At 70.1% G+C, this 24,343-nt stretch carries 25 protein-coding genes and 1 tRNA gene; 17 read left to right on the top strand and 9 right to left on the bottom strand.

Going from position 1 to position 24,343, the window contains the following annotated elements; genetic code table 11:
* Nucleotides 1-297 precede the first annotated feature (297 nt).
* The 4 genes from PHN62_RS14875 to PHN62_RS14890 form a co-directional block, all read right to left on the bottom strand.
* The gene (locus PHN62_RS14875; protein WP_300151995.1) at nt 298-765 is read right to left on the bottom strand and encodes a MarR family winged helix-turn-helix transcriptional regulator; all 468 of its coding nucleotides are present in this window, start codon (nt 763-765) and stop codon (nt 298-300) included.
* 187 nt (nt 766-952) lie between these two features.
* Nucleotides 953-1,510 (bottom strand): septation protein A, encoded by a 558-nt coding sequence (locus PHN62_RS14880; protein ID WP_300151997.1) that lies wholly within the window; start codon nt 1,508-1,510, stop codon nt 953-955.
* Nucleotides 1,511-1,683: 173 nt separating this feature from the next.
* Complete coding sequence (ftsY, locus tag PHN62_RS14885; protein WP_300151999.1) at nt 1,684-2,604, bottom strand: signal recognition particle-docking protein FtsY; 921 nt, start codon at nt 2,602-2,604, stop codon at nt 1,684-1,686.
* Between the two features lie 120 nt (nt 2,605-2,724).
* Nucleotides 2,725-3,795 (bottom strand): HdeD family acid-resistance protein, encoded by a 1,071-nt coding sequence (locus PHN62_RS14890; RefSeq protein WP_300152001.1) that lies wholly within the window; start codon nt 3,793-3,795, stop codon nt 2,725-2,727.
* 310 nt (nt 3,796-4,105) lie between these two features.
* On the opposite strand from PHN62_RS14890, the gene PHN62_RS14895 reads away from it, so the two are divergent.
* A complete protein-coding gene (locus PHN62_RS14895) occupies nt 4,106-4,846 on the top strand; it encodes a thioredoxin family protein (RefSeq protein ID WP_300152003.1) in 741 nt (246 codons plus the stop codon).
* A gap of 61 nt (nt 4,847-4,907) precedes the next feature.
* Here the strand turns inward: PHN62_RS14895 and PHN62_RS14900 are convergent.
* Nucleotides 4,908-4,983, bottom strand: a tRNA-Val gene (locus tag PHN62_RS14900).
* Nucleotides 4,984-5,128: 145 nt separating this feature from the next.
* On the opposite strand from PHN62_RS14900, the gene PHN62_RS14905 reads away from it, so the two are divergent.
* Complete coding sequence (locus PHN62_RS14905; RefSeq protein ID WP_300152005.1) at nt 5,129-5,899, top strand: DUF3108 domain-containing protein; 771 nt, start codon at nt 5,129-5,131, stop codon at nt 5,897-5,899.
* A gap of 275 nt (nt 5,900-6,174) precedes the next feature.
* Here the strand turns inward: PHN62_RS14905 and PHN62_RS14910 are convergent, their stop codons facing one another.
* Nucleotides 6,175-6,597 carry a tellurite resistance TerB family protein gene (locus PHN62_RS14910; RefSeq protein ID WP_300152007.1) on the bottom strand — a complete coding sequence of 141 codons (423 nt, stop codon included), beginning with the start codon at nt 6,595-6,597 and terminating at the stop codon, nt 6,175-6,177.
* A gap of 183 nt (nt 6,598-6,780) precedes the next feature.
* Here PHN62_RS14910 and PHN62_RS14915 point away from each other — a divergent pair, with 183 nt between their 5' ends.
* The gene (locus tag PHN62_RS14915; protein ID WP_300152009.1) at nt 6,781-7,629 is read left to right on the top strand and encodes an MBL fold metallo-hydrolase; all 849 of its coding nucleotides are present in this window, start codon (nt 6,781-6,783) and stop codon (nt 7,627-7,629) included.
* A 435-nt stretch (nt 7,630-8,064) separates the two neighbouring features.
* Here PHN62_RS14915 and PHN62_RS14920 read toward each other — a convergent pair whose 3' ends face one another.
* Together PHN62_RS14920 and ubiG are read right to left on the bottom strand one after the other, a co-directional pair.
* Nucleotides 8,065-8,580 carry a L,D-transpeptidase family protein gene (locus PHN62_RS14920; protein WP_300152011.1) on the bottom strand — a complete coding sequence of 172 codons (516 nt, stop codon included), beginning with the start codon at nt 8,578-8,580 and terminating at the stop codon, nt 8,065-8,067.
* Nucleotides 8,577-9,365, bottom strand: coding sequence for a bifunctional 2-polyprenyl-6-hydroxyphenol methylase/3-demethylubiquinol 3-O-methyltransferase UbiG (gene ubiG / locus PHN62_RS14925; protein WP_300152012.1), 789 nt, complete (start codon nt 9,363-9,365; stop codon nt 8,577-8,579). The genes PHN62_RS14920 and ubiG overlap by 4 nt, the downstream gene beginning before the upstream one ends.
* A gap of 63 nt (nt 9,366-9,428) precedes the next feature.
* Here ubiG and pip point away from each other — a divergent pair, with 63 nt between their 5' ends.
* The 14 genes from pip to PHN62_RS14995 all read left to right on the top strand — a co-directional run bounded on the left by pip (nt 9,429) and on the right by PHN62_RS14995 (nt 23,007).
* Nucleotides 9,429-10,391 (top strand): prolyl aminopeptidase, encoded by a 963-nt coding sequence (gene pip, locus PHN62_RS14930; RefSeq protein WP_300152014.1) that lies wholly within the window; start codon nt 9,429-9,431, stop codon nt 10,389-10,391.
* Nucleotides 10,392-10,500: 109 nt separating this feature from the next.
* Nucleotides 10,501-11,250, top strand: coding sequence for a UMP kinase (pyrH, locus tag PHN62_RS14935; RefSeq protein WP_300152016.1), 750 nt, complete (start codon nt 10,501-10,503; stop codon nt 11,248-11,250).
* 41 nt (nt 11,251-11,291) lie between these two features.
* Nucleotides 11,292-11,852, top strand: a complete 561-nt coding sequence (gene frr, locus PHN62_RS14940) for a ribosome recycling factor (RefSeq protein WP_300152018.1) — start codon at nt 11,292-11,294, stop codon at nt 11,850-11,852.
* A 63-nt stretch (nt 11,853-11,915) separates the two neighbouring features.
* A complete protein-coding gene (gene uppS, locus PHN62_RS14945; RefSeq protein ID WP_300152020.1) occupies nt 11,916-12,665 on the top strand; it encodes a polyprenyl diphosphate synthase in 750 nt (249 codons plus the stop codon).
* A 78-nt stretch (nt 12,666-12,743) separates the two neighbouring features.
* Complete coding sequence (locus tag PHN62_RS14950; RefSeq protein ID WP_300152022.1) at nt 12,744-13,571, top strand: phosphatidate cytidylyltransferase; 828 nt, start codon at nt 12,744-12,746, stop codon at nt 13,569-13,571.
* The gene (gene dxr / locus PHN62_RS14955; RefSeq protein WP_300152023.1) at nt 13,568-14,749 is read left to right on the top strand and encodes a 1-deoxy-D-xylulose-5-phosphate reductoisomerase; all 1,182 of its coding nucleotides are present in this window, start codon (nt 13,568-13,570) and stop codon (nt 14,747-14,749) included. The genes PHN62_RS14950 and dxr overlap by 4 nt, the downstream gene beginning before the upstream one ends.
* 11 nt (nt 14,750-14,760) lie before the next feature.
* Nucleotides 14,761-16,116 (top strand): RIP metalloprotease RseP, encoded by a 1,356-nt coding sequence (gene rseP, locus PHN62_RS14960; protein ID WP_300152025.1) that lies wholly within the window; start codon nt 14,761-14,763, stop codon nt 16,114-16,116.
* A 62-nt stretch (nt 16,117-16,178) separates the two neighbouring features.
* On the top strand, nt 16,179-18,506 hold the full coding sequence (bamA, locus tag PHN62_RS14965; RefSeq protein WP_300152027.1) for an outer membrane protein assembly factor BamA: 2,328 nt from the start codon (nt 16,179-16,181) through the stop codon (nt 18,504-18,506).
* 40 nt (nt 18,507-18,546) lie between these two features.
* On the top strand, nt 18,547-19,119 hold the full coding sequence (locus PHN62_RS14970) for an OmpH family outer membrane protein (RefSeq protein ID WP_300152029.1): 573 nt from the start codon (nt 18,547-18,549) through the stop codon (nt 19,117-19,119).
* 139 nt (nt 19,120-19,258) lie between these two features.
* The gene (gene fabZ, locus PHN62_RS14975) at nt 19,259-19,765 is read left to right on the top strand and encodes a 3-hydroxyacyl-ACP dehydratase FabZ (RefSeq protein ID WP_300152031.1); all 507 of its coding nucleotides are present in this window, start codon (nt 19,259-19,261) and stop codon (nt 19,763-19,765) included.
* A 225-nt stretch (nt 19,766-19,990) separates the two neighbouring features.
* A complete protein-coding gene (gene lpxA / locus PHN62_RS14980; protein WP_300152032.1) occupies nt 19,991-20,800 on the top strand; it encodes an acyl-ACP--UDP-N-acetylglucosamine O-acyltransferase in 810 nt (269 codons plus the stop codon).
* Nucleotides 20,797-21,669, top strand: coding sequence for an LpxI family protein (locus PHN62_RS14985; RefSeq protein ID WP_300152033.1), 873 nt, complete (start codon nt 20,797-20,799; stop codon nt 21,667-21,669). Before lpxA ends, PHN62_RS14985 begins: the two co-directional genes overlap by 4 nt.
* Nucleotides 21,670-21,802: 133 nt before the next feature.
* A complete protein-coding gene (locus PHN62_RS14990) occupies nt 21,803-22,648 on the top strand; it encodes an alpha/beta hydrolase (protein WP_300152034.1) in 846 nt (281 codons plus the stop codon).
* A 20-nt stretch (nt 22,649-22,668) separates the two neighbouring features.
* Entirely contained in the window at nt 22,669-23,007 is a 339-nt protein-coding gene (locus tag PHN62_RS14995; protein ID WP_300152036.1) for a YnfA family protein, read from the top strand.
* A 68-nt stretch (nt 23,008-23,075) separates the two neighbouring features.
* On the opposite strand, the gene PHN62_RS15000 is transcribed toward PHN62_RS14995, so the two are convergent.
* Nucleotides 23,076-24,203, bottom strand: coding sequence for a branched-chain amino acid ABC transporter substrate-binding protein (locus PHN62_RS15000; RefSeq protein WP_300152038.1), 1,128 nt, complete (start codon nt 24,201-24,203; stop codon nt 23,076-23,078).
* Between the last annotated feature and the right edge of the window lie 140 nt (nt 24,204-24,343).

The following is a 24,343-nucleotide window of genomic DNA, read 5'->3' on the forward strand; positions in this document are numbered from 1 at the left end:
CCTTCCAGCGCAGCCGAAGGGCTTCGCGTCGCGCACATGCGGCCACACAAGACGTGGGAGCGTTTGAACGATCCGACATGATCCGGAAAGGCTCTCGAGCCTTCTGCGGCCGAGGGGTCGGCTCCGGCGCCGCGCAGCCGCGACAAGGCGCCGTGGTCGGTCCGGACGCGATCCGGCGCGACTGGAGGAGGCTCCGGGTTTCCTTCGGGCCGCTTTCCCCGCGCGGCCTTCCGGGTAGGCTGACGTCCTTCCTGCTCCGCTCCCTGCGCGCCCGCCCCGACGCGTCGGGATGGCGGCTCAGCGGCGCGAGTCGGCCAGAATCTTCAGATTGGCGAGGAAGCCCTCGCGCTGATCGACGGGCAGCAGCTCGACGATGCGGCGTTCCGCGTCGACCACCTTGGGGGCGGCTTCGTCAAGGGTGCGCTGCCCCTCGGCGGTGATGCGCACGGCGTTGGCGCGCTGGTCCTGCTCGGTGCGGCGCGTGATGACGAGGCGACGCTTCGAGAGCCGGGCGAGCATGTCGGCCAGCGTCGAGCGGTCCACGCCGGTGCGGCGCACGAGTTCCGATTGCGTGACTCCTTCGTTCTGGCTGAGGGCCATGAGCACCGCGAACTGACGGGGGGTCAGGTTCTGGGTCCGCAGCGCCTGAGCCGTCATGTCGGCGGCGCGCTGCTGGGCGCGGTGAAGGAGATGGCCCGGCGAGTCCTCCAGCTGGAAGTCCCCCTCGGCTCCGCCGCCTCCGCGTCTGGTGGATTGTGTCGGCATGTGCGCGTTCCCTTGTCTCGGAGCGCGCTGTCCGGCTTGACCGGCTCATAACTTCAAAATTAAACGCGCCCTGACAGATTATTAATATATTCAGGGCGCGTTTGCAATCGGGTCGTCCCATTATGGCATGATGAGGCGAAAATGCGGCGAGAAATAGTTCCGTATGCCCCGGAAAAGACGCAAGGCCTCAGGGCGCCTTGTCCGGGTCGGGCTCGATTCCGTAGCGCTTGAGGACCGGATATTGCGCGCCCGCGAAGATCATGGTCAGCGGCAGGATGGCCCAGACCTTGAAGTTCACCCAGGCGCCTTCGGAGAAGCTGCGCCAGACCACTTCGTTCAGAACCGCCATGGTCAGGAAGAACAGGCCCCAGCGGATGGTGAGCACGCGCCATCCGCGGTCGGTCAGCGAGAAGACTTCGCCGAAGACGCCCTTCAGGAAGAGCCTGCCCGTCGAGAGCCCGCCGAAGAGCGCCGCCGCGAAGAGCAGATAGACCGCCGTAGGCTTCATCTTCACGAAATCGGGATCCTGAAGCGCCAGCGTGATTCCGCCGAAGACCCCCACCACCAGAAAGGTGATGAGCGGCGCGGCGGGCACCCGCCCGATCTTGAACCAGTAGGCCGCCACCGCGACCAGCGAGGCGAAGATCGCGGCTCCCGTGGCCCAGTAGATGTCGCCGAGGTAATAGGCCCCGAAGAAGAGCAGGAGAGGGCCCGCTTCGAGAGCCGCCTTCCACAACGGGCTCATCTGCGGCGCCTGCCCGGAGGGGGCGACGATTCGAGGCGGGGCTTGATCCACGTTGCGATCTCCATGTGGCGCGCCCCGGAGGGCGGCTTGATCCTTCGAATGGTCCGGCGAATGGTCCGGTCGGGCGCCCTTGCGGGCTCGGGCTCGGGCGCGGGGGCGCCTGCGAGGATGGCTCAGAGCGCTTTCGCGCCCGTCAACGCGCGGGCGAATTCCTGAGCCTCGAAAGGCTGCAGGTCGTCGATGGCCTCGCCGACTCCGATGGCGTGGATGGGCAGGCCGAACTTCTCGGCCAGAGCCGCCAGCACGCCGCCTTTCGCGGTTCCGTCGAGCTTGGTCATGATTAGCCCGGAGACTTTGGCGATTTTTTGGAAGACCTCGACCTGGCTGAGGGCGTTTTGTCCCACCGTGGCGTCCAGGACGAGCAGGGTGTTGTGCGGCGCGGTCGGGTCGAGCTTCTGGAGGACGCGCACGATCTTGTCGAGTTCGGCCATGAGGTCGCCGCGATTCTGGAGCCGTCCCGCCGTGTCGATGAGCAGCACGTCCGCGCCGCGCTCCTGAGCCTCGCGCAGGGCGTCGTAGGCGACGCCCGCGGCGTCGGCGCCTTCGGCCTTCGCGATCACCGGGACGCCCGCCCTCTGGCCCCAGATCCTGAGCTGTTCGACGGCGGCGGCGCGGAAGGTGTCGGCGGCGGCCACCACCACCGATTTCCCCGCGCCCTTCAGCTGCGAGGCCAGCTTGCCGACCGTGGTGGTCTTGCCGCCTCCGTTCACCCCGACGACGAGAATCACCTGAGGGCGTTTTGCGTAGAGCGGCAGGGGCCGCGCCACGGGGGCCAGGGTCCGGGCGACCTCGGCGGCGAGCAGGCGCTTGACCTCTTCGGCGGGGATGCTCCGGCCGAAGCGCCCTTCGGCCACGGCGGCGCTGGCGCGCCGGGCGAGGCTCACGCCGAAATCGGCCTGGACGAGCAGGTCTTCGAGCTCCTCCAGCAGGGCGTCGTCGACCACGCGCTGTTCGACGACGATCGCGTCCACGCCCTGCTCGATCCGGGCGTTGGACTTGAACAGGCGTTCCTTGAGCTTTTCGAAAAACCGCATGGGGCCTCGCTGGGAAGATCGGATCTCAGATAAGGCTTCGCGCGGCGCTTGGGAAGCGTCGCGCCGTCGGGAAGCCTGCGTGCGGGAGCGTTCGGGGCGCGGGAGGCGCTGCGGGGCCCTTCAGTCCTCCTCGGCGAGGGGCGGCGAGGCCGCGGCCGGAGGGGCGACGGGAGTCCGGATCGGAGAGCTGGGCGCGGAGAAGCTGCCCGGCGGACGCGCGGGACGGTTCTTCGGCGGAACGAAGGGCCTGGGCGGCGCTTCCGCCGCGACCGTCCGGGCCTCGGGCGGCGCGGCGGCGGGGGCGGCGGTCGGCTTGACGGGGTCCGGGCTGGGGGGGGCGGCCTGCGCCTCCGGACGCGAGGCCGCCGCAGGGGAAGGGGCGGCGGCGGGCTGGACGGGAGAGGGCTGGGCGTCAGGAGGCTCCGCGGCGGGCGGCGGCGCGGAAGGCCGCGGGACCGCCGCCAGCGGCGCCGGAGGCGGCGCGGGCGCGCGCAGGGCCCCCTGCGGCGCGACGGGCGGGGCGGGCGGAATCAGCGGCGGCTCGAAGGCTTCGTCCGGGTCGATCTCCTCCAGATCCTGCGGCAGGGCCAGCGCGAGGAAGAGATAGCTCCAGCCCTCGAAGATCATCGAGATCCCCACCGCCAGCCCGAGCAGGCTGAAGAGTCCGAGGATGCGCGTGGCGGCGCCTTCCTCTCCTGCGGCCTGGGCCAGATCGGCGGGCGAGGTGAAATAGGCGTTCATCAGCCAGAGGCCGAAGCCCAGCGAGATCAGGCCGCTCAGCATCACCCATCCCCAGCCCTTCTGGGGCCGCGCGGCCATCGCCAGAGCCACCCGCGCGCCGCCGCCGAGCAGGATCATCACGATCAGCAGCGCCGTGAGCGTCAGCACGCCTTCGAGCGGGTTCCAGACCAGCAGCGCGCCGCCGATCAGCGCGATCAGCCCCGTGACGAAATGCCAGAGCCTCGGCCTCCAGCCGGGGACGTTCAGCGCGTCCCAGAACTGCACGGCGCCCTGGACCATCAGCGCCGCGCCGACCACCGCCGTCACGGCCACGCTGGCGAGCACGGGCCAGAAGAGCGCCGCCGTCCCGCCGAGCAGCGTCAGCAGGCCCAGCGTGATCAGCAGGCCTCTGCGCGGCCGCAGGAGCGCGGAGGCGTCCGACGGCTGTCCGGAGGAGGTGGGATGGGTCATGATGAGGATCGCCTGTCCAAAGCCTGGGCCGAGACGCGCGTCAAGACGCGCAGGAGGATGCTCCTTCAGGAAAGCATGCGGCGGCGCGGCGGCGCAAGCGGCGAATGCTCGGGAGGCGGAGGAGCGCCGGAAGCCGCGCCGCAGCCCGCCGAAGGCCCCGCGCCGGGGGCGGAGCGAGCACGGGCTTGTGAAAAACGGGTTTTCCATTTGAACGAATTTGGCGCTATCTCCGGATGGTCCGGCCGGAGAGGGCTGACGGAATGCGCGGAGCGCGGCGGCCTCCGGAGGCGCGGCGAAAGGGGCCTGAAGCATGGGATTCGTGCGAATCGATCTGGCGGCTGCCGTTCTGGCTCTGGGCTGCGCCGTGGCGGCTCCGGCTTCGGCGGAGATGGTTCTGGTGGAGCTTTTCACCAGCCAGGGATGCAGCGCCTGCCCGCCCGCCGACGCCCTGCTCGCCGAACTCAGCGAGAAGGAGGACGTCATCGCCCTGGCCTTCCATGTCGATTACTGGGACGCCTTCGGCTGGAGCGACCCCTTCGCCTCGCCGGAGTTCTCGCGGCGTCAGGAGGATTACGGCCGCCGTTTCGGCGTGCGGCGCTACACGCCCCAGATGATCGTGAACGCCTCCGCCGAGATGGTCGGACACGAGCGGCGCGCGGTGGGCAAGGCCGTGCGGGCCGCGATGCGCGACTGGCGGCCTCTGGTGCGGGTGTCCCTCTCGCCGCCGGGCGAGGGGAGGAAGGGACGCGTCAGCCTCTCCGCCCTGACGGAGGGCGCGCCCGTCGCCTTCGGCGAGGCGACCGTCTGGCTGGCGGGCTATGATTCCTCGAGCGAGATGCTCGTGGAGGGCGGACAGAACGCCGAACGTCGCCTGTCCTATTGCAACATCGTGCGCGAATGGCGGCCTCTGGCGGTCTGGAACGGCGAGGCCCCGCTCTCCCTGGAGTTCGAGAGCCCCGAAGGCGACGGCGGATTCGCGGTGATCGTGCAGGAAGGCGGCGTCGGCCGGATTCTCGGCGCGGCCCAGACGCGCCATCAGCCCGAACCCTGAAGCGGACATGAAAAAGCCCCGCCTTGTCACGGGCCGGGCGCTTCGAAGATCCTGAAAACCATGGTGGGCGGTACTGGACTCGAACCAGTGACCCCAGCGGTGTGAACACTGTGCTCTACCAACTGAGCTAACCGCCCTCCCGGGTGCCGCGTTGATAGCGGGGCCGCGACCGGGGGTCAAGGGGGTTTCTCGCGGGAAAGCTCACGGAATCGTCAGAATTCCGCGCGGAGGGCGTCGGCGGCCGCCTTGAGCTCGCCGTTATCCTCGGCGAGAAGGCGGCCCATGAGCTTCATGAAACGGCGCGTCGCGGCCTTGACGGCGGCTTTGACCCTCGGCCTGGGCGCGATCCCCGGCCTGGCCCAGACCTCTCCCGGAGGGGATCCGCCTGCGGGCGGCTTCTCCTACGAGTTCCGCGTCTATCTCGGCGGGATTCCGCTCGGGACCCTGACCGCCCGGGGAGGGAGCGCGGGCGGCGCCTACGCCGCTCAGGGCGAATTCCGCATGGCCTCCCTTCTGGCGATGGTGATCGATTCCGACGCCTCGGCGGAGGCCTCGGGGCGGATCGGGCCGGAGGGGCGCGCGATTCCCGAACGCTTCTCCTATCGGCTGCGCGACCGCAAGGAGAGCTCGGAGCTGATCCTGAGCTATGATCCGCAAGGGCGTCCCCTTTCGATCCAGCGCATCCCGGACGCGCCGAAACGGGACAGGGAGCCTGATCCCTCCGAGGTTCCGGACGCCATAGATCCGGCGACGGCCATCTATCTGCTGGGGGCGCCGCGGGTCGATCCCTGCGCCTTCGACCATCAGGTCTTCGACGGGCGCAAGCTGCATGGCGTGCGGCTTTCGGGGCCCGCGCGCCAGGAGCCCGACGGATCCGTGGTCTGCCAGGGCCTTTACGAGCGCCTGAAAGGCTTCAGGGACAAGGACATGACCCCGGAGCGCGCGCGTCACGTCTTTCAGGCCCGCCTGACCGCCCTGCCGGAAGGCGGGTGGCGTCCGGAGCGGATCTGGGCCGACACGACCTGGGGTCAGGCCTCGGTGCTGAGGCGCTGAGGGCTCGGGGCGGCGGAGAGGTGCGGCTCTGGCGCCGGACTTGCTTTCCTTCGCTCCCGACAGTTTCGCAGTTTGTCTTCGACCCTCGACCTTGCGCCCGGCGTCTCGCACCGCCGGGCGTTTTTTTGCGTCCGGCGCGGGATCGGGCCTGCGGGCGGGAGCTCTGGCGCCGGACTTGCTTTCCTTCGCTCCCGACAGTTTCGCAGTTTGTCTTCGACCCTCGACCTCAAGCCCGGCGCCCGCAGCGCCGGGTTTTTTTTGGTCGGGCGCGTCGGTCAGGCGCGGGTGTGGCGGGCGCGCGATCCGCGTTCGATGGCGGCGGCGTTCAGGCGGTCGATGCCCAGTTCGTGGCGGAGCATCTCCAGGAAGCGCATCTCCGGAGCGTCCACCTTCTGATCGGCGGCGGCCACGTCGCAGGCGAGGGCGTAGGCCGTCTCGAAGAGATGCGGCGGCAGGGCCTTGCGCACCAGACCCACCAGAGAATCCAGGCCGTCTTCGCGCTGCAGATGCCGCAGCGTCAGATCGGTCAGGGCGGTCAGGCGCCCCCCGTCATAGCCCTCGAAGACGGGCAGCAGCCCGACGATGGACTGAATCTCGCGTCTTTCGCTCTCGCGCATCTCGCCGCTGGCGGCGGAGGTGACGAGCATGACGGCGATCAGCGCGTCTTGCGCCGACATGGCGTAACCGGACAACGGCATGGCTTCCCCTCTCTGAGCTCCGCCCCGAGTCTGGACTGGCGCGACGGGGCTTGGCAAGAGGCGCGGCGGACGCACAGGAATCCCTTGGGGCGCTTGCGCCGGAGCGCCGGATCTGCGACCCCGACCGGACGGAGGCCCGGCCGATTCGCGAAGGTCCGGCCGAAGCGGAAGGATGGAGGGAGAATGACCGGCGACCTCTGGCGGACCACCATCATGGGCTGCGGCTCCTCCGGAGGCTCGCCGCGCCTGGGCGGCCCGGACGGGCGCGGCAACTGGGGTCTCTGCGATCCGGCCGAGCCGCGCAACCGGCGTCGGCGCTGCGCGCTCATGGTCGAGCGGATCGGGGCGGCGGGCCGCACGCGTCTGCTGATCGACATGGGGCAGGATCTGCGGGTTCAGCTGCTCGACGCGGGGGTTGGCGAGCTCGACGCGGCGGCCGTGACCCATCCTCACGCCGACCACATCCACGGGCTGGACGATCTGCGGGCGGCCGCGCTGAACATGAAGCGGCGGATTCCGCTCTGGGCCGACGCGCCCACCCAGGAAGTCCTGCTGCGGAGCTTCCATTACTGCTTCACGACTCCGCCGGGCTCCAGCTATCCGCCGATCTTCGAGCTGCGCGCCATGGCGGGCGCGGCGCGGATCGAGGGCGCGGGCGGCGACATCGACCTGCGCAGCTTCCGGGTGGGGCATGGCGCCATCGAGGCTCTGGGCTACCGCTTCGGCGACGTGGCCTATACGCCGGACGTGAACCGCATCCCCGAAGAGGCCTGGGAGGCTCTGGCCGGGACGCGGGTCTGGATCGTCGATTGCCTCCAGCGCCGCCCTCACGGCAGCCACGCCCATCTCGACATGACCCTCGGGTGGATCGAGCGGCTCAAGCCGGAGCGGGCGATCCTGACCAACCTCAACGTGGATCTCGACTACCGCGCGCTTCTGGCGGAGCTGCCGCCGGGGATCGCCCCCGCCTATGACGGCATGACCGTCGAGCTTCCGGCCGCGCCGGGGGGCGGGATTCGAATTTCGTCTTGACCGGGGGCGCCGCGCCGTTTAGGCAGGACGCCGCCCGCAAGCCTCAGGCTTCGGGCCGCATCGGTTTGTGAGCTCGTAGCTCAGTCGGTAGAGCAACTGACTTTTGTCTACGGGAGCCCGCTCCGGAAACGGAGCGGTGAACAGGCGTCAAATTCGGGGAACCCCTCCGCGTCACGGCGAAGGCGATCCCGAGCCAAGCCCGAGCCTTCATCAGGCCCGGGAAGGTGTAGAGGCCAGACGGCGCCCGCCTCAAGCTCCTTCGGGAGACTGGCGAAGGGATGGTCCAGACCACGAACTCCGGAGCCTCCGGAGGCGGCGAAAGCCGAAGTGGGAGGTAATCAGTGGGTCCCGGGTTCGAGTCCCGGCGAGCTCACCAAACCGAAGCCTTTTTGCGAGACGGCGGAGAAGGATCCCTCCTCGGGGGCCGGGCGCGGTTCAGTCCCGGATCACGATCCTTCCGCGCGGCGACCAGCGCCGCAGGATCCATTCGAGATCCGCGCGCCTGAAGGCCAGACATCCCGCCGTAGGCCGCCTCGGGCTCCGATGCAGATGCAGGAAGACCGCGCTCCCCGCGCCCGGCTCGACGGGACGGCGGTTGTGGTCGATGACGCCCACCAGATCATACATGCGGTCGCCGCGCCGCATCCGCTCCGCCGAGAAGCGGTTCTCGCGGCGCAGGTCGTTATAGGCGGGGTCTTGCGGATCGTCCGACCAGCGCATCCAGGGCAGGATCGGGCGCCAGCCCTTCAGCGGCGCCGGGCCGGGCCGGTCGGGACGGCGACGCACGGCCTCCAGCCGCCAGACGCCCGCCGGAGTCGCGCCGTCGCCCTCGCGCTTTTCGGCGGCGGGCCTGATTCCCCCGCGCCCGATGGAGCAGCTCAGCCGCCGCCCCCGGAACCGCGCGACTCCGCGCCGGTCCACGACGAGATCCGCGAATCCGGGGGTCTTCACGCTTCCGCCGCGATCAGCAGGGCCGCTGCGGGCTTCACGGCGGCGGCGGCGTAATTGCAGCGCAGATCCCGCGGATCGCGCCGCCAGGAATCGCGGAAGGGCGAATAGACGAATCCCGAAACATCCGCCGTCTCCAGCCCCGCGACGATGAAGGCCGCGTCCAGCTCGACGGGATTGACGAACTTGCGCCAGTCGTGAGTCCTGCGCGGCAGCCAGCGCAGCAGATATTCCGCCCCCACGATGGCCATGGCGAAGCTCTGCGGCGTGCGCGCGAGCGTCGAGGCGACAAGGATGCCGCCCGGCCGCACGACCTCGGCGCAGGAGGCCACGAAGCCCGCCAGATCCGCCACATGCTCGACCACTTCGAGGCAGACCACGGCGTCGAAGACCTCGCCCGCCTCGGCGAGGGCCTCCACCGTCCCGGCGCGGTAATCGATGTCAAGGCCCATGCGCTCGGCGTGGAGCTTCGCCACGGGGATGTTGCGCTCGGCGGCGTCCACGCCGACGACCTGCGCGCCCATCCGCGCCAGAGGCTCCGAGAGGAGCCCCCCGCCGCAACCCACGTCGAGGATGCGCAGGCCCTCCAGCGCGCGCGGCGCCCTGGGGTCGCGGTCGAACTGGCCGCAGATCTGGTCCCGGACGTAATCCAGCCGCACCGGATTCATCTTGTGCAGAGGCCGGAAAGGCCCCGTCGGATCCCACCAGCTTTCGGCCATGCGGGAGAATTTCTCGATCTCCTGCGGATCGGCGCTGGGGGCGTTCAGAGGATCGCTCGAGGCCGTCATGAAGCTGTCCTTCCGTGGTTCGGTCGGTATAAGGGGAGCTTCCGCCCCCTGCCGGAGAGCGCGATGATCCTCGCCCGTTCGCTGCACCCGCCCGTCGAGCCCTACGCCGTCCACCGGCTGAAGGTCTCGGATCTGCACGAGATATATGTCGAGGAATGCGGCGACCCGCAAGCGCCCGCCGTCCTGACCGTGCATGGCGGGCCGGGCGCGGGGACCAATCCGCTGATGCGGCGTTTCTTCGATCCGCGCCGCCATCGCGTGGTGCTCTTCGACCAGCGCGGATGCGGGCGCTCGACGCCTCTGGCGGAGGTGCGCGAAAACACCACCTGGGATCTCGTGGCCGACATGGAGCGCATCCGCGCGCATCTCGGAATCGAGACCTGGGCGCTCTTCGGGGGCTCCTGGGGCTCGACCCTGGCGCTGGCCTACGCCCAGACCCATCCGGAGCGGGTGCGGGCGATGATCCTGCGCGGCATCTTCCTGCTGCGCAGGAGCGAGCTCGACTGGTTCTACGGCGGCGGGGCGGCCCATGTCTGGCCGGAGCTCTGGGCGCGGCTGATCGCGCCGATTCCTCTCGAGGAGCGCCACGACCTGATCGGCGCCTATCACCGGCGGCTGATGGGCCCGGATTCGGAGGAGCGCCGACTCTGCGCCCATCTCTGGGGGCAATGGGAGAGCTCGACCATCGCCCTGCGTCCGCCGCCGCCCCATGCGACGCCGAATCTCTTCAACGCCCATGCTCTGGCCTTCGCGCGCATCGAGGCGCATTATTTCGTGAATGGCGGCTTCCTCCGCGAGGACGGGCAGCTGCTCAAGGAGGCGGGGCGCCTCGCGGGGATTCCGGGCGTGATCGTCCAGGGCCGCTACGACATGATCACGCCCCCCGTCAGCGCCTTCGACCTCAAGGCGGCCTGGCCGCGGGCGCGTCTGGTGGTGGCGCCCGAGGCGGGCCACGCCGTCAGCGAGCCGGGGATCGCCTCGGCCCTGCTGGAGGCGGTGGAGGATCTCGCCGCCGGGAGGCTTTGAGGGGCCTTCCGTCCAGGGTCTCCGATTTGGTCTTGCCAGAGGGCCGCGCATCGCCGAGTTTGCGAGCCGTTTCCGCCTCGCCCCCCTTCCGCCTGTCCGGAGTCTCCCCATGACCTCGCCCGCCCCGACGGCCCCCGCTCCCGACGCCGCGCGTTGGCCGCGCGTGCTGCTGAAGCTCTCCGGCGAGGCTCTGGCGGGGCCTCAGGGCTACGGCCTGCATCAGCAGACGCTCGACGATCTGGCGCAGCAGATCAAGGCCGCCCATCAGCGCGGGGTCCAGCTCTGTCTGGTGGTGGGCGGAGGCAACATCTTCCGCGGGCTTTCGGGCGCCGCCAACGGCATGGAGCGCGCCTCCGCCGACTACATGGGCATGCTCGCCACGGTGCTGAACGCCCTGGCGCTCCAGAACGTCCTGGAGAAGGCCGGGCTGGAGACGCGGGTGCTGTCGGCGATCCCCATGGAGGCGGTCTGCGAGCCCTACATCCGCCGCCGGGCCCTGCGCCATCTGGAGAAGGGCCGCGTGGTGATCTTCGCGGCGGGCACGGGCAACCCCTTCTTCACCACGGATTCCGGCGCGGCCCTGCGCGCCATCGAGATGGGATGCGGCGCCCTGCTCAAGGGCACCCAGGTGGACGGAGTCTATGATTCCGATCCGCACAAGAACCCCGACGCGGTCCGCTACGACCGCGTGGGCTATGACGAGGTGCTCGCGAAGAACCTCAACGTGATGGACGCGACGGCCATCGCCCTGGCCCGCGACAACGTCCTGCCGGTGGTGGTCTTCGACCTGCACGCGCCGGGCGCCCTTGCGGACGTCTTGTCCGGCAAGGGAAAATTCACCATTGTGGAGGAGCGTTAGGGGGCTCGTCGCGCCCCCGCGCACAGAGCATGGATTCGCACATGTCCGACGCCGATTTCGACCTTGATCCCATCAAGCGCCGCATGGAGGGTGCCATCGCCTCGCTCAAGCAGGAGTTCCAGACCCTGCGCACCGGGCGGGCCGCCTCCTCGATGCTGGAGCCGATCACCGTGGTCGCCTATGGCGCGCCGACGCCGCTCACCCAACTGGCGAGCGTCAGCGTGCCCGAGGCGCGCATGCTGGCGGTGAACGTCTGGGACCGCAGCCTCGTCGGGGCGGTGGAGAAGGCCATCCGCAACTCCGGCCTCGGGGTCAACCCGATGGTCGACGGCCCGATCATCCGCATCGTCGTGCCCGAACTGAACGAGGAGCGCCGCCGCGAGCTGACCAAGGTCGCCGGCAAATACGCCGAGGCCGCCCGCGTGGCCGTGCGCAACGTGCGCCGCGACGGGATGGACCAGCTCAAGAAGGCGAAATCCTCGGGCATGTCCGAGGACGAGCATGATCTTTGGGGCGAAGAGATCCAGAGCCTGACGGACGTCTACGTCAAGCGGGTCGACGAAGCCCTGACGGTCAAGGAAAAGGAAATCATGCAGGTCTAGGGCTCCGGCCCGAAACCCGCCGGAGCATCAGGCGCCACGGGGGCGGCGCGACAGGAGCGAGGAATGCTGAAGCTGCGCCCGCAGACGCCCTCCGCCACGGGAGAAGGCGCGCCCTCCGCGCCTCCCCGGCATGTGGCGATCATCATGGACGGCAACGGCCGATGGGCCAAGGCGCGGGGTCTGCCGCGCCTGGCGGGCCACAAGCGCGGAGTCGATTCCGTGCGCGAGGTGGTCCGCGCCGCCGCCGAGGCGGGCGTGGGGCGGCTGACGCTCTACGCCTTCTCGACCGAGAACTGGCGGCGCCCCGAAGAGGAGGTGGCGGGGCTGATGGATCTGCTCCGCTATTACCTGCGCCATGAGGCGCGCAAGCTCGGGCGCGACGGAATCCGGCTGAAGTTCATCGGAGACCGGGGCGGCCTGGCGGCGGATCTGCAGATGGCCATGGCCTCCGCCGAGTCCGCCGACTGCGAGGGCGAGCGCATGGTGCTCCAGATCGCGCTGAACTACGGCGGGCGGGCGGAGATCCTCGCGGCGACGCGGCGTCTGGCGCTGCGGGTCGCGGAGGGCGAGCTCTGCGCCGAGAACATCGACGAGCGCGAATTCGCTGCGGCCCTGACCACCAGAGGCGATCCCGACCCGGATCTGGTCATCCGCACCAGCGGCGAGCGGCGGATCTCGAATTTCCTGCTCTGGCAGGCGGCCTATGCGGAATACATCTTCACGCCGGTCCTCTGGCCGGATTTCGGGCGCGAGGCCTTCTTCGCGGCTCTGGAGGAATATGGCGCGCGCGAACGCCGCTACGGCGGAGTCTGATCCGGCGTTTCTTCAGAGGCGCGGGGCTGATAGACACGAAGACCGTCGGGAAGACGGAAAAGCCGGAAAAGGGACCTCATGAGCGGCGGTTTGCGGGAGAAGCTGGGCGCCGATCTCGGCGCGCGGGCGAAATCGGGCGTGGTCCTCGTGGCCGTGGCGGCGCTGGCTCTGGGCCTCGGGGGCGGAACCACGGCCCTTCTGGCGGCTCTGGCCGGAGCGGCCATGGGTTGGGAATGGCGCGGAGTCTCGCTGGGGCGTCAGGAATCCGACGGATTGTCGAGCGCGCCGCTCATGGCGGCTCTGGCGGGGGCGGCTCTGGCGACCTGGGCTTCCGGGCCTCTGGCGGGGGTCGCGCTTCTGATCCTCGGCGGCGGCCTCGGGGCCTTCCTCGACCAGCGGCGCGGCCTCGACTGGCGATGGGGCGTGCTCGGGGCTTCGGCTCTGGGGGCGGCGCTCTGCGCCTTCGTCTGGCTGCGCGGCGACGCCGTTTCGGGTCTGCGGACGGCGGTCTGGCTGATCGCCGTGGTCGCGGCCACCGACATCGGCGCCTGGGCGGCGGGGCGTCTGATCGGCGGGCCGAAGCTCGCGCCGAAGATCAGCCCGAAGAAGACCTGGGCGGGGCTGGCGGGCGGCGTGACGGCGGCGGCGGTCGTCGGGGGCCTGGGCGCGCTCTGGATCCCCGAGGGCGGCGCGGCGGGACTTGCGGTCTTCGGCGCCTTGCTGGCGGTGGCGGCCCAGGGCGGAGACCTCGCGGAATCGGCCTTCAAGCGGCGCTTCGGCGTGAAGGACGCCAGCGCGCTCATTCCCGGACATGGCGGCGTCATGGACCGCGTCGACGGCCTCATGGCGGCGAGCCTCGTTCTGGCGCTGATCACGGCGGCTCTGGGCGGGGGGGCGCTCTCATGACGCGCCGTCGCGTGACGCTGATGGGCTCCACCGGATCGGTCGGAGCCAACGCCGTGGACGTGATCCGGCGCCGGGGCGGAATCGAGGCCTACGAGGTCGTCGCGCTCACGGGCGGACGCAACGTCGCGGTTCTGGCCGAGCAGGCGCGGGAATTGCGCCCCGAGCTCACGGCGATCCAGGACGAAGCCGCCTGGCCGGCGCTCAAGGAGGCCCTCGCGGGCGAGGGCCTGCGGATCGAGGCCGGAGACGCCGCCGTCGAGGCGGCGGGCGGCCTGCCTGCGGACTGGCGTCTGGCGGCCATCGTGGGGGCGGCGGGTCTGCGGCCTTCCCTGGCGGCGGCGCGGGCGGGGGGCGTGCTGGCTCTGGCGAACAAGGAATGTCTGGTCGCGGCGGGCGAGGCCTTCCTCGCGGCGGTGGAGCAGGGCGGCGGCAAGCTCATCCCGGTGGATTCCGAGCATAGCGCCCTGTTCCAGATCTTCGAGGCGGACCAGATCAAGGCCGTGGACCGGCTGATCGTCACGGCTTCGGGCGGTCCCTTCCGCGAATGGAGCCGCGAGCGCATGGACTCCGCCACGCCCGAGCAGGCGGCGGCGCATCCCAACTGGTCGATGGGGCTGAAGATCTCGGTGGATTCGGCGAGCCTCTTCAACAAGGCCCTCGAAGTGATCGAGGCGGCGCGGCTCTTTCCGGTGCGCCCCGACCAGATCGAGGTGCTGGTCCATCCGCAATCGGTGGTCCATGCGATGGTCGGCTATGCGGACGGCTCGGTTCTGGCGCATCTCGGGGCGCCGGACATGCGGACGCCCATCGCCTACGCCCTCGGCTGGCCGGAGCGCATCCCGGCCCCGACGCCGAAGCTCGATTTCGCGGCGCTCTCCCGCCTCGACTTCCAGGCGCCCGACGAGGCGCGTTTTCCGGCCCTGCGCCTCGCGCGGGAGGTTCTGGAGGCCGGAGGGCTCGCGCCCTGCGCCCTGAACGGCGCCAAGGAGGCGGCGCTCGAAGCCTTCCTTGAGCGCCGCATCGGCTTCCTCGACATGGCCGCCGCCGTGGAGGCGACTCTGGAGGCCCTTGCGCCGGGCGGAGAGGCCTACGATCTGCAGGACGTCTTCGCCATGGACGCGCGCGCCCGCCGCTTCGCCACGGACTGGACTCACGACCACCGCCGCGCCTTCGCCTGAAAGGGATTCCCGTGCTCGACGCCATCTCCTCCATTCCCTATCTCGGCGTGCTGCTGACCTACGTCCTGCCCTTCCTTCTGGTGCTGAGCGTGGTGGTGGCGGTGCATGAATACGGCCATTACATCGTCGCGCGCTGGCGGGGCGTGCATTCCGAGGTGTTTTCGGTGGGCATCGGCCCCGAGGTCTTCGGCTGGAACGACAGGCGCGGCACGCGCTGGCGGATCTCGGCGCTTCCGCTGGGGGGCTACGTGCGCTTCCGGGGCGACGCCGACGAGGCCAGCGCCACCGTGGACGAAGCCGCCATGGCCAGGCTCACGCCCGAGGAGAAGGCGCGCAGCTTTCCCGCCGCCTCGCTGCTGAGCCGCGCGCTGATCGTGGCGGCGGGTCCGGTGTTCAACTTCGTGCTGGCGGCCTTCATCTTTTCGGCGATGGCCTTCGGGCGGGGTCTGCCGGGCGACGCGCCGGTGGTGGGCTCGGCCCCGCAGACCAGTCAGGCCTGGGAGGCGGGCCTGCGTCCCGGAGACCGCCTCGTCAGCTACGACGGCCGGGCTCTGGAGAGCTTCTCGCAATTCCTGAACGCCCTGGATCCCGCCGATTCCGCGCCGAAGCCTCTGGTCCTGCTGCGCGACGGGCGCGAGATGACGCTCCCCTTCGCCTATGTCCGGACGGCCCGCGTGACGGGGGTGAGCCCCGGTTCTCCGGCGGCCGAGGCGGGCCTGCGCAAGGGCGACGTGATCCTGTCCCTCAACGGCGAGCCCACCCCCAATTTCGACGAATTGTCGCAGCGGATCGAGTCCCTGGGCGCGGCTCCGGCCCTGATCGAGGTGGCGCGCGGCGACGGAAGGCTGACCCTCTCCGTCACGCCCGAGATCCGCGAGATCCGCCTCCCGACGGGCGAACTCAAGACCCGCGCCCTGATGGGGCTGCGCAACGACGAATTCTTCGGCGCCTCGGCGGGCTTCGAGCGCATGGGGCTGGCCGAATCGGCCGTCCACGGCGTGAAGGAGACGGGCATGATCCTCGGCCTGACGCTCCGGCATCTGGGCGACCTGATCGTCGGGAGGGGGGATCTGGACACCATCAGCGGACCGGTCGGAATCGCCGAGGTTTCAGGCCAGGCCGCCCGCATGGGGCTGGATACGGTGATCCGCCTGACGGCCATCGTCTCGGCCTCTATCGGACTTCTTAACCTTTTCCCAATACCAATTCTGGACGGGGGACGGTTAGTGTTCTATGCCATAGAGGGAATTCTGGGACGGCCCCTGAGCCTGCGCGCGCAAGAAATCGGCGCGGGCGTGGGGGTCGCGCTGATGTTGATGCTGATGGCTTTCGCCACCTTCAACGATCTGACGAGGATTTTCTCCTGAGCCCGTCGCGGCGGGCGCGGCGCAGCGGAGCGGACATGTCGATGAGGGCCGGAATGAGGCGCGTGAGGATCTTGGATAAATCGGCCGGGCGCCTCTGCGCCGTCAGCCTTCTGGCTCTGGGGCTGGCCTGGGCGGCGCCTTCGCCGCTCGGAGCGCAGCAGACGGCCGTGATCGGCCGCATCATCGTCGAGGGCGTCCAGCGCGTGGACGCGGCGACGGTCCGCAGCTACATGCGCGTCCAGGAAGGCTCGCCCGCCGACGCGGTGGCGATCAACGAATCGTTGCGGGCGCTCTACGACACGGGCCTCTTCGCCGACGTGCGCGTCGAGCCCGCCGGGTCGGATCTGCGGGTGACGGTGGTCGAGAACCCCGTGATCAACGAGATCGCCTTCGAGGGCAACCGCCGCATCGACGACGACGCCCTCGCGGGCGTGGTCCAGAGCCAGGCGCGCCGGGTCTTCACCCGCGCCCGCGCCGAGGCCGACGCCGCCGCCATCCTGGAGGCCTACCGCAGTTCGGGCCGCCATGCGGCCACCGTCGAGCCCAAGATCATCCAGCTCGACCAGAACCGCGTGAACCTCGTCTTCGAGATCGTCGAGGGCGAGCGCGCCGAAGTGCGGCGCATCGACTTCGTGGGCAATCAGGCCTTCTCCTCGGGCCGTCTGAGGGATGTGGTCTCGACGCGCGAATCGGCCTGGTGGCGCTTCTTCTCGACCACCGACTTCTACGACGCCGACCGCATGGACTACGACCGCGAGCTGCTGCGGCGCTTCTATCTGAACAACGGCTACGCCGACGTCCAGGTGACCGCCGCCACCGCCGAGGTCGCGCCCGGCGACGACGGCTTCTACATGACCTACTCCATCGAGGAAGGCCCGCTCTACCGCTTCGGCGCGGTGGACGTCGAGGTCGACGTCGAGGGCGTGGATCCCGAGACCCTGCGCGGCGCCATCCTGACCCGCTCCGGCTCCTGGTTCAGCGCCGAGCAGGTCGAGAAGAGCGTCAGCGACATGACCTACAAGCTCGGCGAGAACGGCTACGCCTTCACGCGCATCGAGCCCCGCCTCGACCGCGATCCCGAGGCCCTGACCGTCGGCGTGACCTACGCCGTGACCTCGGGCCCGGCGGTCTACGTCGAGCGCATCGACGTCACGGGCAACAGCCGCACCCTGGACCGCGTCGTCCGCCGCGAGTTCGAGCTCTCCGAAGGCGACGCCTTCAACGCCGTGCAGCTCCAGCGTTCGCGCACCAACATCCGCGCGCTCGGCTTCTTCAAGACCGTCGAGCTGACCTCGCGCGAGGGCTCCGCGCCCGACCGCATGATCGTCACGGCGGCTCTGGAGGAGGCGTCGACGGGCTCGCTGCAATTCGGCCTCGGCTTCTCCTCCAGCGAGAACGTGTCGGGCGAAGTCGCGCTGATCGAGCGCAACCTCCTGGGCCGCGGACAATATCTGCGCCTGCGCGGCCGCCTCTCCAGCACCCGCACCCTGGTGGACATGAGCTTCACCGAGCCCTATTTCCTCGGGCGCGATCTGGCGGCGGGCTTCGACGCCTATCACACCGAGGTCGACAACCAGTCCTCCTCCTCCTACGACACGCGCAACACGGGCTTCCGTCCGCGTCTGAGCTTCCCGGTCGGGCAATACGCGACCTTCTCGCCGCGCTACCAGATCTCGCGCGACGAGTTGCGCGACGTGCCTTCCGACGCCTCGCCCTTCATCAAGCGCGACGTCGGCCAGGAATGGACCTCCTCCGTCGGCTACAGCGCGAGCTACGACCGCCGCAACGACCCCATCGAGCCGACGCGCGGCTACATCCTGCGCGCCGATCAGGACATCTCGGGCCTCGCCGGAGACACGCGCTACGTCCGCACCCGCCTCAGCGGCAAGGCGCACATGCCCATCTACCGCGACAGCGTGGTGGGCAGCCTCGAAGTCGAGGGCGGCGCGATCCTGGGCTTCGGCGGCTACGACGTGAAGACCACCGACCGCTTCTTCCTCGGCGGCGACAGCTTCCGCGGCTTCGAGCCCGGCGGCCTCGGCCCGCGCGATTCGGGCGACTCGCTGGGCGGCAACTATTTCGCCATGGCCCGCGCCGAAGTCACCTTCCCGCTCGGCCTGCCCCAGGAATACGGCGTTTCGGGCGGCGTCTTCGCCGATGCGGGCACCGTCTGGAACGTGGACAAGCCGACCACCAGCTACACGGACGCGAGCGGGAATCCCGCCGTCGCCACGGTGGACGACGGCCTCAAGTTCCGCGCTTCGGTGGGCGCGAGCCTCTTCTGGTCTTCGCCCTTCGGCCCCATCCGTCTGAACTTCGCGACTCCCATCGTGAAGGAGGATTATGATGAGGCCGAGTATTTCCGCCTGACCGCCGGCACGCGCTTCTGACGCCTGACGGAACCCAGGCTGACGCAAGAGGGCCCTTCTCATGGCGCGAGTCCTTCCCTCTCCGCGCCGCCTTGCGGCGGCGTGGATCGCGGCCTTCCTGCTGACGGCGGCTCCGGCCTTCGCCGAGGAGGCCGCGCCGCCGCCTCAGGTGGTGACCATCAAGATGGATCGGGTGCTCGCGGAATCCGCGGCCGGCAAGGAGGCGGGGCGCAAGCTCGAAGCTCTGGCCGAGGGGCTGCGCAACGACTTCCGCGCCCGCGAACGCGAGCTCAAGACCGAGGAGCAGGCCATCGCGGTGGTGCGCTCGCAGATCGACGAGGCCGAGTTCCTGCGCCGCGTCCAGGCCTTCGAGCAGCGGCGGCGCCAATATGACGAGGACCGGCTCGATTCCGAGGAGCGCCTCGCCGCGACCCGCAAGGGGGCGCTGGTGGAGCTGCGCCGTCAGCTCGCGCCGGTGCTCCAGGAGATCATGATGCGCCGTCAGGCGCGGGTCATGCTCGACGAGAGCCAGATCATCCTCGCCGCCCGCGAACTGGACGTGACCGAAGAGGCCATCCGCGCCTTCGACGCCGTGGCCCATCCCTTCGAGGTGCGCCTCCCGGATCCGGAATGAAGGGCCGCAAGACGACGCGGCGGGGCGCGCTTGACCTTGGTCGGGCGCTTCCGGCAGATTGATCGACCGGGCGGACGCGGAGGAGTCGGGGGATTCGCGGTCCGCAGGACATTCAGGGCCCCCGGAGGGAGATGACGGCATGGCGCCTGCGGAGGCTTCGGCGGAGCCGGCGGAACGGAGCGAAAAGGGCGAGAGCTTCGGTCTCGACCGCATCCTGCGGATGATTCCGCATCGCTATCCGTTTCTGATGATCGACGCGATCCGCGACCTGCATCAGCGCGAGCGGGCGGTGGGGATCAAGAACGTCACCATCAACGAGCCGCATTTCACCGGGCATTTCCCCGATCACGCGATCATGCCCGGCGTGCTGGCGATCGAGGCCATGGCCCAGACCGCCGCCGTGCTGGTGGTGCACAGCCTCGGCATGGAGGGGCGGGGCATGCTCGTCTACTTCATGACCATCGACGAGGCGCGCTTCCGCAAGCCGGTCTTCCCCGGCGACCGGCTGGAGCTGCATGTGGCCGTCGAGCGCAACAAGGGCCGCGTCTGGCGCTTCAAGGGCGAAGGCCGCGTGGAGGGCGTCGTGGTCTCCGAGGCGACCTTCAGCGCCATGATCATGGATCCGCCCGAGAAGCCCGCCGTCTGACCCCGCCGCCCGATCCCGGACGCCTTCCCGGCTCCGCCCTGCGGAAAGCCGGGGCGGAGGCCTCCGGCTCCGTCGCGCGGGCGGGAAAAGGCCGCGACCTCTCCGGAGGAGCCGACGGAAAGGGCCGCTCCAGCGCGTATGGAGAATTCATCCGCAGCGCAAAAGGCGCCAGGCTGAAGACCCGATTCCGGACATCCGCCCCCCTCCCTCGGAGCATGACCCCCCATGAGCGTCCATCCATCCGCCCGCATCCATCCTTCGGCCGTCGTGGAGGCCGGGGCGAGGCTCGGCGCCGATTGCGTCGTGGGGCCCTTTTCGGTCGTCGGGCCGGAGGTGGTTCTGGGCGAGGGCTGCGTCCTGCATTCTCACGTCGTGGCGGTCGGCTGGACCGAAATCGGCCCGCGCACCGAGATCTTTCCCTTCGCCTCGCTCGGGCACAAGCCGCAGGATCTGAAGTTCCGGGGCGAGCGCTCGCGCCTGAGCATCGGCGCGGACTGCCAGATCCGCGAGGGCGTGACCATGAATCCCGGCACCGAAGGCGGCGGCGGCGTCACCACGGTGGGCGACGGCTGCATGTTCATGGCGGGCGCCCATGTGGCGCATGACTGCCGGATCGGCGACCGCGTGATCTTCGCCAACAACGCCACCTGCGCGGGCCATGTGACGGTCGGCGACTTCGCCTTTCTCGGCGGACTTTCGGCGGTGCATCAGTTCGTGCGGATCGGGACTCAGGCGATGCTCGGCGGCATGAGCGGGCTGGAGCGCGATCTGATCCCCTTCGGCATGGCGGTCGGCGACCGGGCGCGGCTCTCGGGGCTGAACGTGGTGGGCATGAAGCGCCGGGGCTTCAACCACTCCCAGGTGCTGGAGCTGCGCGGCGGCTATCGGCGCATCTTCGAGGAGCCCGAAGGCGGAAGCCTCGAAGAGCGCGCCCGCGCCGCGCTGGCGGCCGCGCCGGAGAATCCCGCCCTCCGCGAGATGGCGGAGTTCATCCTCGAAGGCGGCGACCGGCGTTTCTGCACGCCCGCGACATGAAGGCCGCGCCGGAGGCTCTGGGGCTGATCGCCGGGAGCGGCGCCCTGCCCCGGGAGATCGCCGAGGCGCGCCGCGCGGCGGGAGATCGCTGTTTCATCATCGCTCTGGAGGGCGCTTGCGGCGCCTGGGTCGAGGCTCATCCGCACGAGCGTCTTGCGGCGGGTCGGGCGGGGGCGATCTTCGCGGCCCTGCGGCGGGCGGGGGTGAGGCGCGTGGCCTTCGCGGGCGGCTTCCTGAGGCCGCGTCTGCGGGCGCTCCGCTTCGACTGGACGGGGCTGCGGATGGTCTTCCGGGCGGCGCGTCTGATGCGGCGCGGCGACGACGGGCTCTTGCGGGGTCTGGCGGAGATCTTCGCGGAGCAGGGATTCGAGCTGGTCGGGGCGGCGGAGCTGCTGCCGGAGGCGGTGGCGCGTCCGGGACTTCTGGCGGGGCCTGCGCCCTCGGCGGAGGATCTGGCGGACGCGCGGCGCGCGGCGCGGATCGTGGCGGCGCTCGGGCCGCTGGACGTGGGACAGGGCGCGGTGGTGGCGCGGGGGCTCTGCCTGGCGGTGGAGGCCATCGAGGGCACCGACCTCCTCCTGGAGCGGCTCGCGGCCCTGCCTGCGGCGCGGCGAGCCTCGGCGCCTGCGCCTTCGGGGGCGCTGTTCAAGGGCCGCAAGCCCGGTCAGGATTCCCGGCTCGACCTGCCCGCCATCGGCCCCCGCACCCTGGAGAAGGTCGCGGCGGCGGGGTTGAAGGGGGTGGCTCTGGAGGCGGGCGGAACCCTGATTCTCGAAGCGGGCGCCTGCCTCGAACTGGCGGACCGGCTTGGGCTTTTCGTCTACGGGCTGGAGCTTTCGCCGCATCCGGAGTCCGGGGAGCGGGTCTGAACCTCCGGACGCGCCCGGAGCGGGATCTTGCGGCGCAAGCGCCACAGGACGCAGGGCGCTCAACCGTCGCGCGATCCGGTCATGGCGTCCGGGGCCGGGCTCTGGCAGATTGCCCCTTCTGAAGGAGGGGACGATGCGCCCGTGGACCGCGACTCTCAAGGCGGCGCTTCCGGCGGCGTTCCTCGCCGCGCTCCTGGCCTATGGGCTGACGCTGCTTTACGCGTGGATGAATCCGGAAAGGCTGATCTATCAGCTGGATCGCCGTCCGGTCACGCCGGAGGAGGCGGGCCTTGGAGGGCTCTTCTCCGCCGAGGAGATCCGCGCCGCCGACGGCACGATCCTGACCGTCTGGGCGACGCCCGGCGCGCCGAGGCGTCCGGTGGTGCTTTATCTCATGGGCGAGGCGGGCGGTCTGGCGGATCGGGCGGCGCGTCTGCGGCGCTTCGCCGAAGAGGGCTACGGCGTGGCGGCTCTGGCTTGGCGCGGGTCGAGCGGCGCCCCGGGCGCGCCCTCGGAGGAGGCTTTCCTCGCGGATGCGGCGGCCGTCTATGACGCCCTGCCGGAGCTGCTCGGCCAGCGCCCGACGAGCTGGCGCGTGGTGGCCTATGGCGAGAGCCTCGGGAGCGCGGTGGCGGCGCGTCTGGCCGCCGAGAGGCCTCTGGGGGCGGTGGTTCTGGAATCTCCCTTCGTGTCGATCCGGGCTCTGGCGGAGGAGAATTTCGCCTTTCTGCCTGCGGGAGTCGCGCCGGACTCCTTCGACATGCTGACCTCCGTGCAGGCATTGCAGATTCCGGTCCTGGTGATGTATGGCGGGCGCGACGCCGCCGTGCCGCCCGAGCAGAGCGCGCGCATCTTCGACGCCGCTCCGGAGCCCCGACGCGTCTTCCATGCGCCCGAGGCGGGACATGGGGCGCTCTGGAGCCATGGCGGCTTCGAGGTCACGGCGGGCTTCATCGAATATTTCGCCCGCTTCCGATAGGGCGGAAGGAAGGGGGATTCATGCCGGTCTGGCTGACGACGGGCGCGGTCTATGCGGGGGCGGCCCTCATGGAGATCGCCGGATGCTTCGCCTTCTGGGCCTGGCTGAGGATGGGGAGGTCGGTCTGGTGGCTGGCGCCGGGGATGCTGGCTCTGGCGGCCTTCGCGGCCCTGCTGACCCTCGCGCCGACCGAGGAGGCGGGCCGGGCCTACGCCGCTTACGGCGGAGTCTACATCGCGGCCTCGATGCTCTGGCTGGCGCTGGTCGAGGGACAGAAGCCCGACCAATGGGACATGCTCGGGGTGGCTCTGGCTCTGGCGGGGGCGGCGGTGATCCTCTTCGCGCCGCGCGGCGGCTGAGGCCTTGACGCAGAAGGCCCGCACGGTCTCCCGCGCGGGCCTCCCGAAGCTCGATGAGGCGCCGAAGCTTATTCGGCGGGCTCGACGACCGCGGCCGAAGCCGGAACCGAGGCGCCTTCCACCCATTCATAGACCACGAAGGCCGGGGATTTCAGATCGCCGTTCTCGTCATAGGACAGCGCGCCGAGCACCGTCGGGATCTCGAGGCCGCCCTTGAGCGCCTCGGCGACGGCCGCGGCGTCCTCGGCGTCTGCGGCCGCCTCGATGCCCGCCTTCAGCACCTGCACGGCGGCGTAGGCGTTGATGGTGAAGGGCTCCACGGCGAAGCCCTTGGCGGTCAGGTCGTCCACGGCCTCCTTGGCGATGGGGTTGTCGGTGGTGTCGAGGGCGCTGGTGAAGAGCGTGCCTTCGCCCGCTTCGGTGGCGATGGCCCAGTATTCGTTGGTCGAGAGGCCTTCGCCGCCGAGGATCCGCGCCTCGACGCCCTGATCCTTCAGCTGACGCGCCAGAAGGCCCGCCTCGGGATGATAGCCGCCGAAATAGATGGTGTCGGCGCCGGCGGCCTTCAGACGGCCGACGAGGACGCTGAAGTCCTTCTCGCCGGGGGTGACGGTCTCGTAGAGGACTTCCGTGACGCCGCCCTTGTTGACGGCCTCCTTGAAGGCGTCGGCGAGGCCCTTGCCGTAGGGGGCCTTGTCGTGGATCACGGCGACCTTGGCCTCGGGCAGGTTCCGGAGCACATGCTCGGCCAGAACGAGGGCCTGCTGATCGTCGCGACCGCAGGTGCGGAAGATGGTCTCCAGGCCGCGCTGGGTGAGCGCGGGCGTGGTGGCGGTGGGGGTGATCATCAGCACGCCGTTTTCGGCGAGCAGGTCCGAAACCGGCATGGCGTTGCCCGAGGTGACCGGTCCGATGACGAAGTGCACGCCCGCGCCGAGGAGATTGTTGGCCGCCGAGACCGCCTGACGAGCCTCGCCGGCGTCGTCTTCGAGGCGCACGACGAGCTGCTGGCCGAGGACGCCGCCCGCCTTGTTGATGACGTCGACGGCGCTTTCGACGCCCTCCTTGACCTGAATGCCGTAGGCGGCCACGCCGCCCGTGACGGGGGCGATGACGCCGATGACGATCTCCGCCTGCGCGACGGATCCGAAGGTCACGCCCGCCATCAACGCCAGAGCAGTCGCAGTGAGACGCATGTCTTTCCTCCACGGGAGGCCTTGTTTCGGCCTCCGCAATCTTCCGGGCCGGAGGACCCGATGTCCGGCGCTCCTCGTGTTCAGGCTTCGAGCCTGAGACTTTCGGGCGCCCCTGAAGCTCAAGATGTCGGTCGGATTCC

Source organism: Neomegalonema sp. (assembly GCF_028688855.1).
Classification (GTDB): domain Bacteria; phylum Pseudomonadota; class Alphaproteobacteria; order Rhodobacterales; family Rhodobacteraceae; genus Neomegalonema.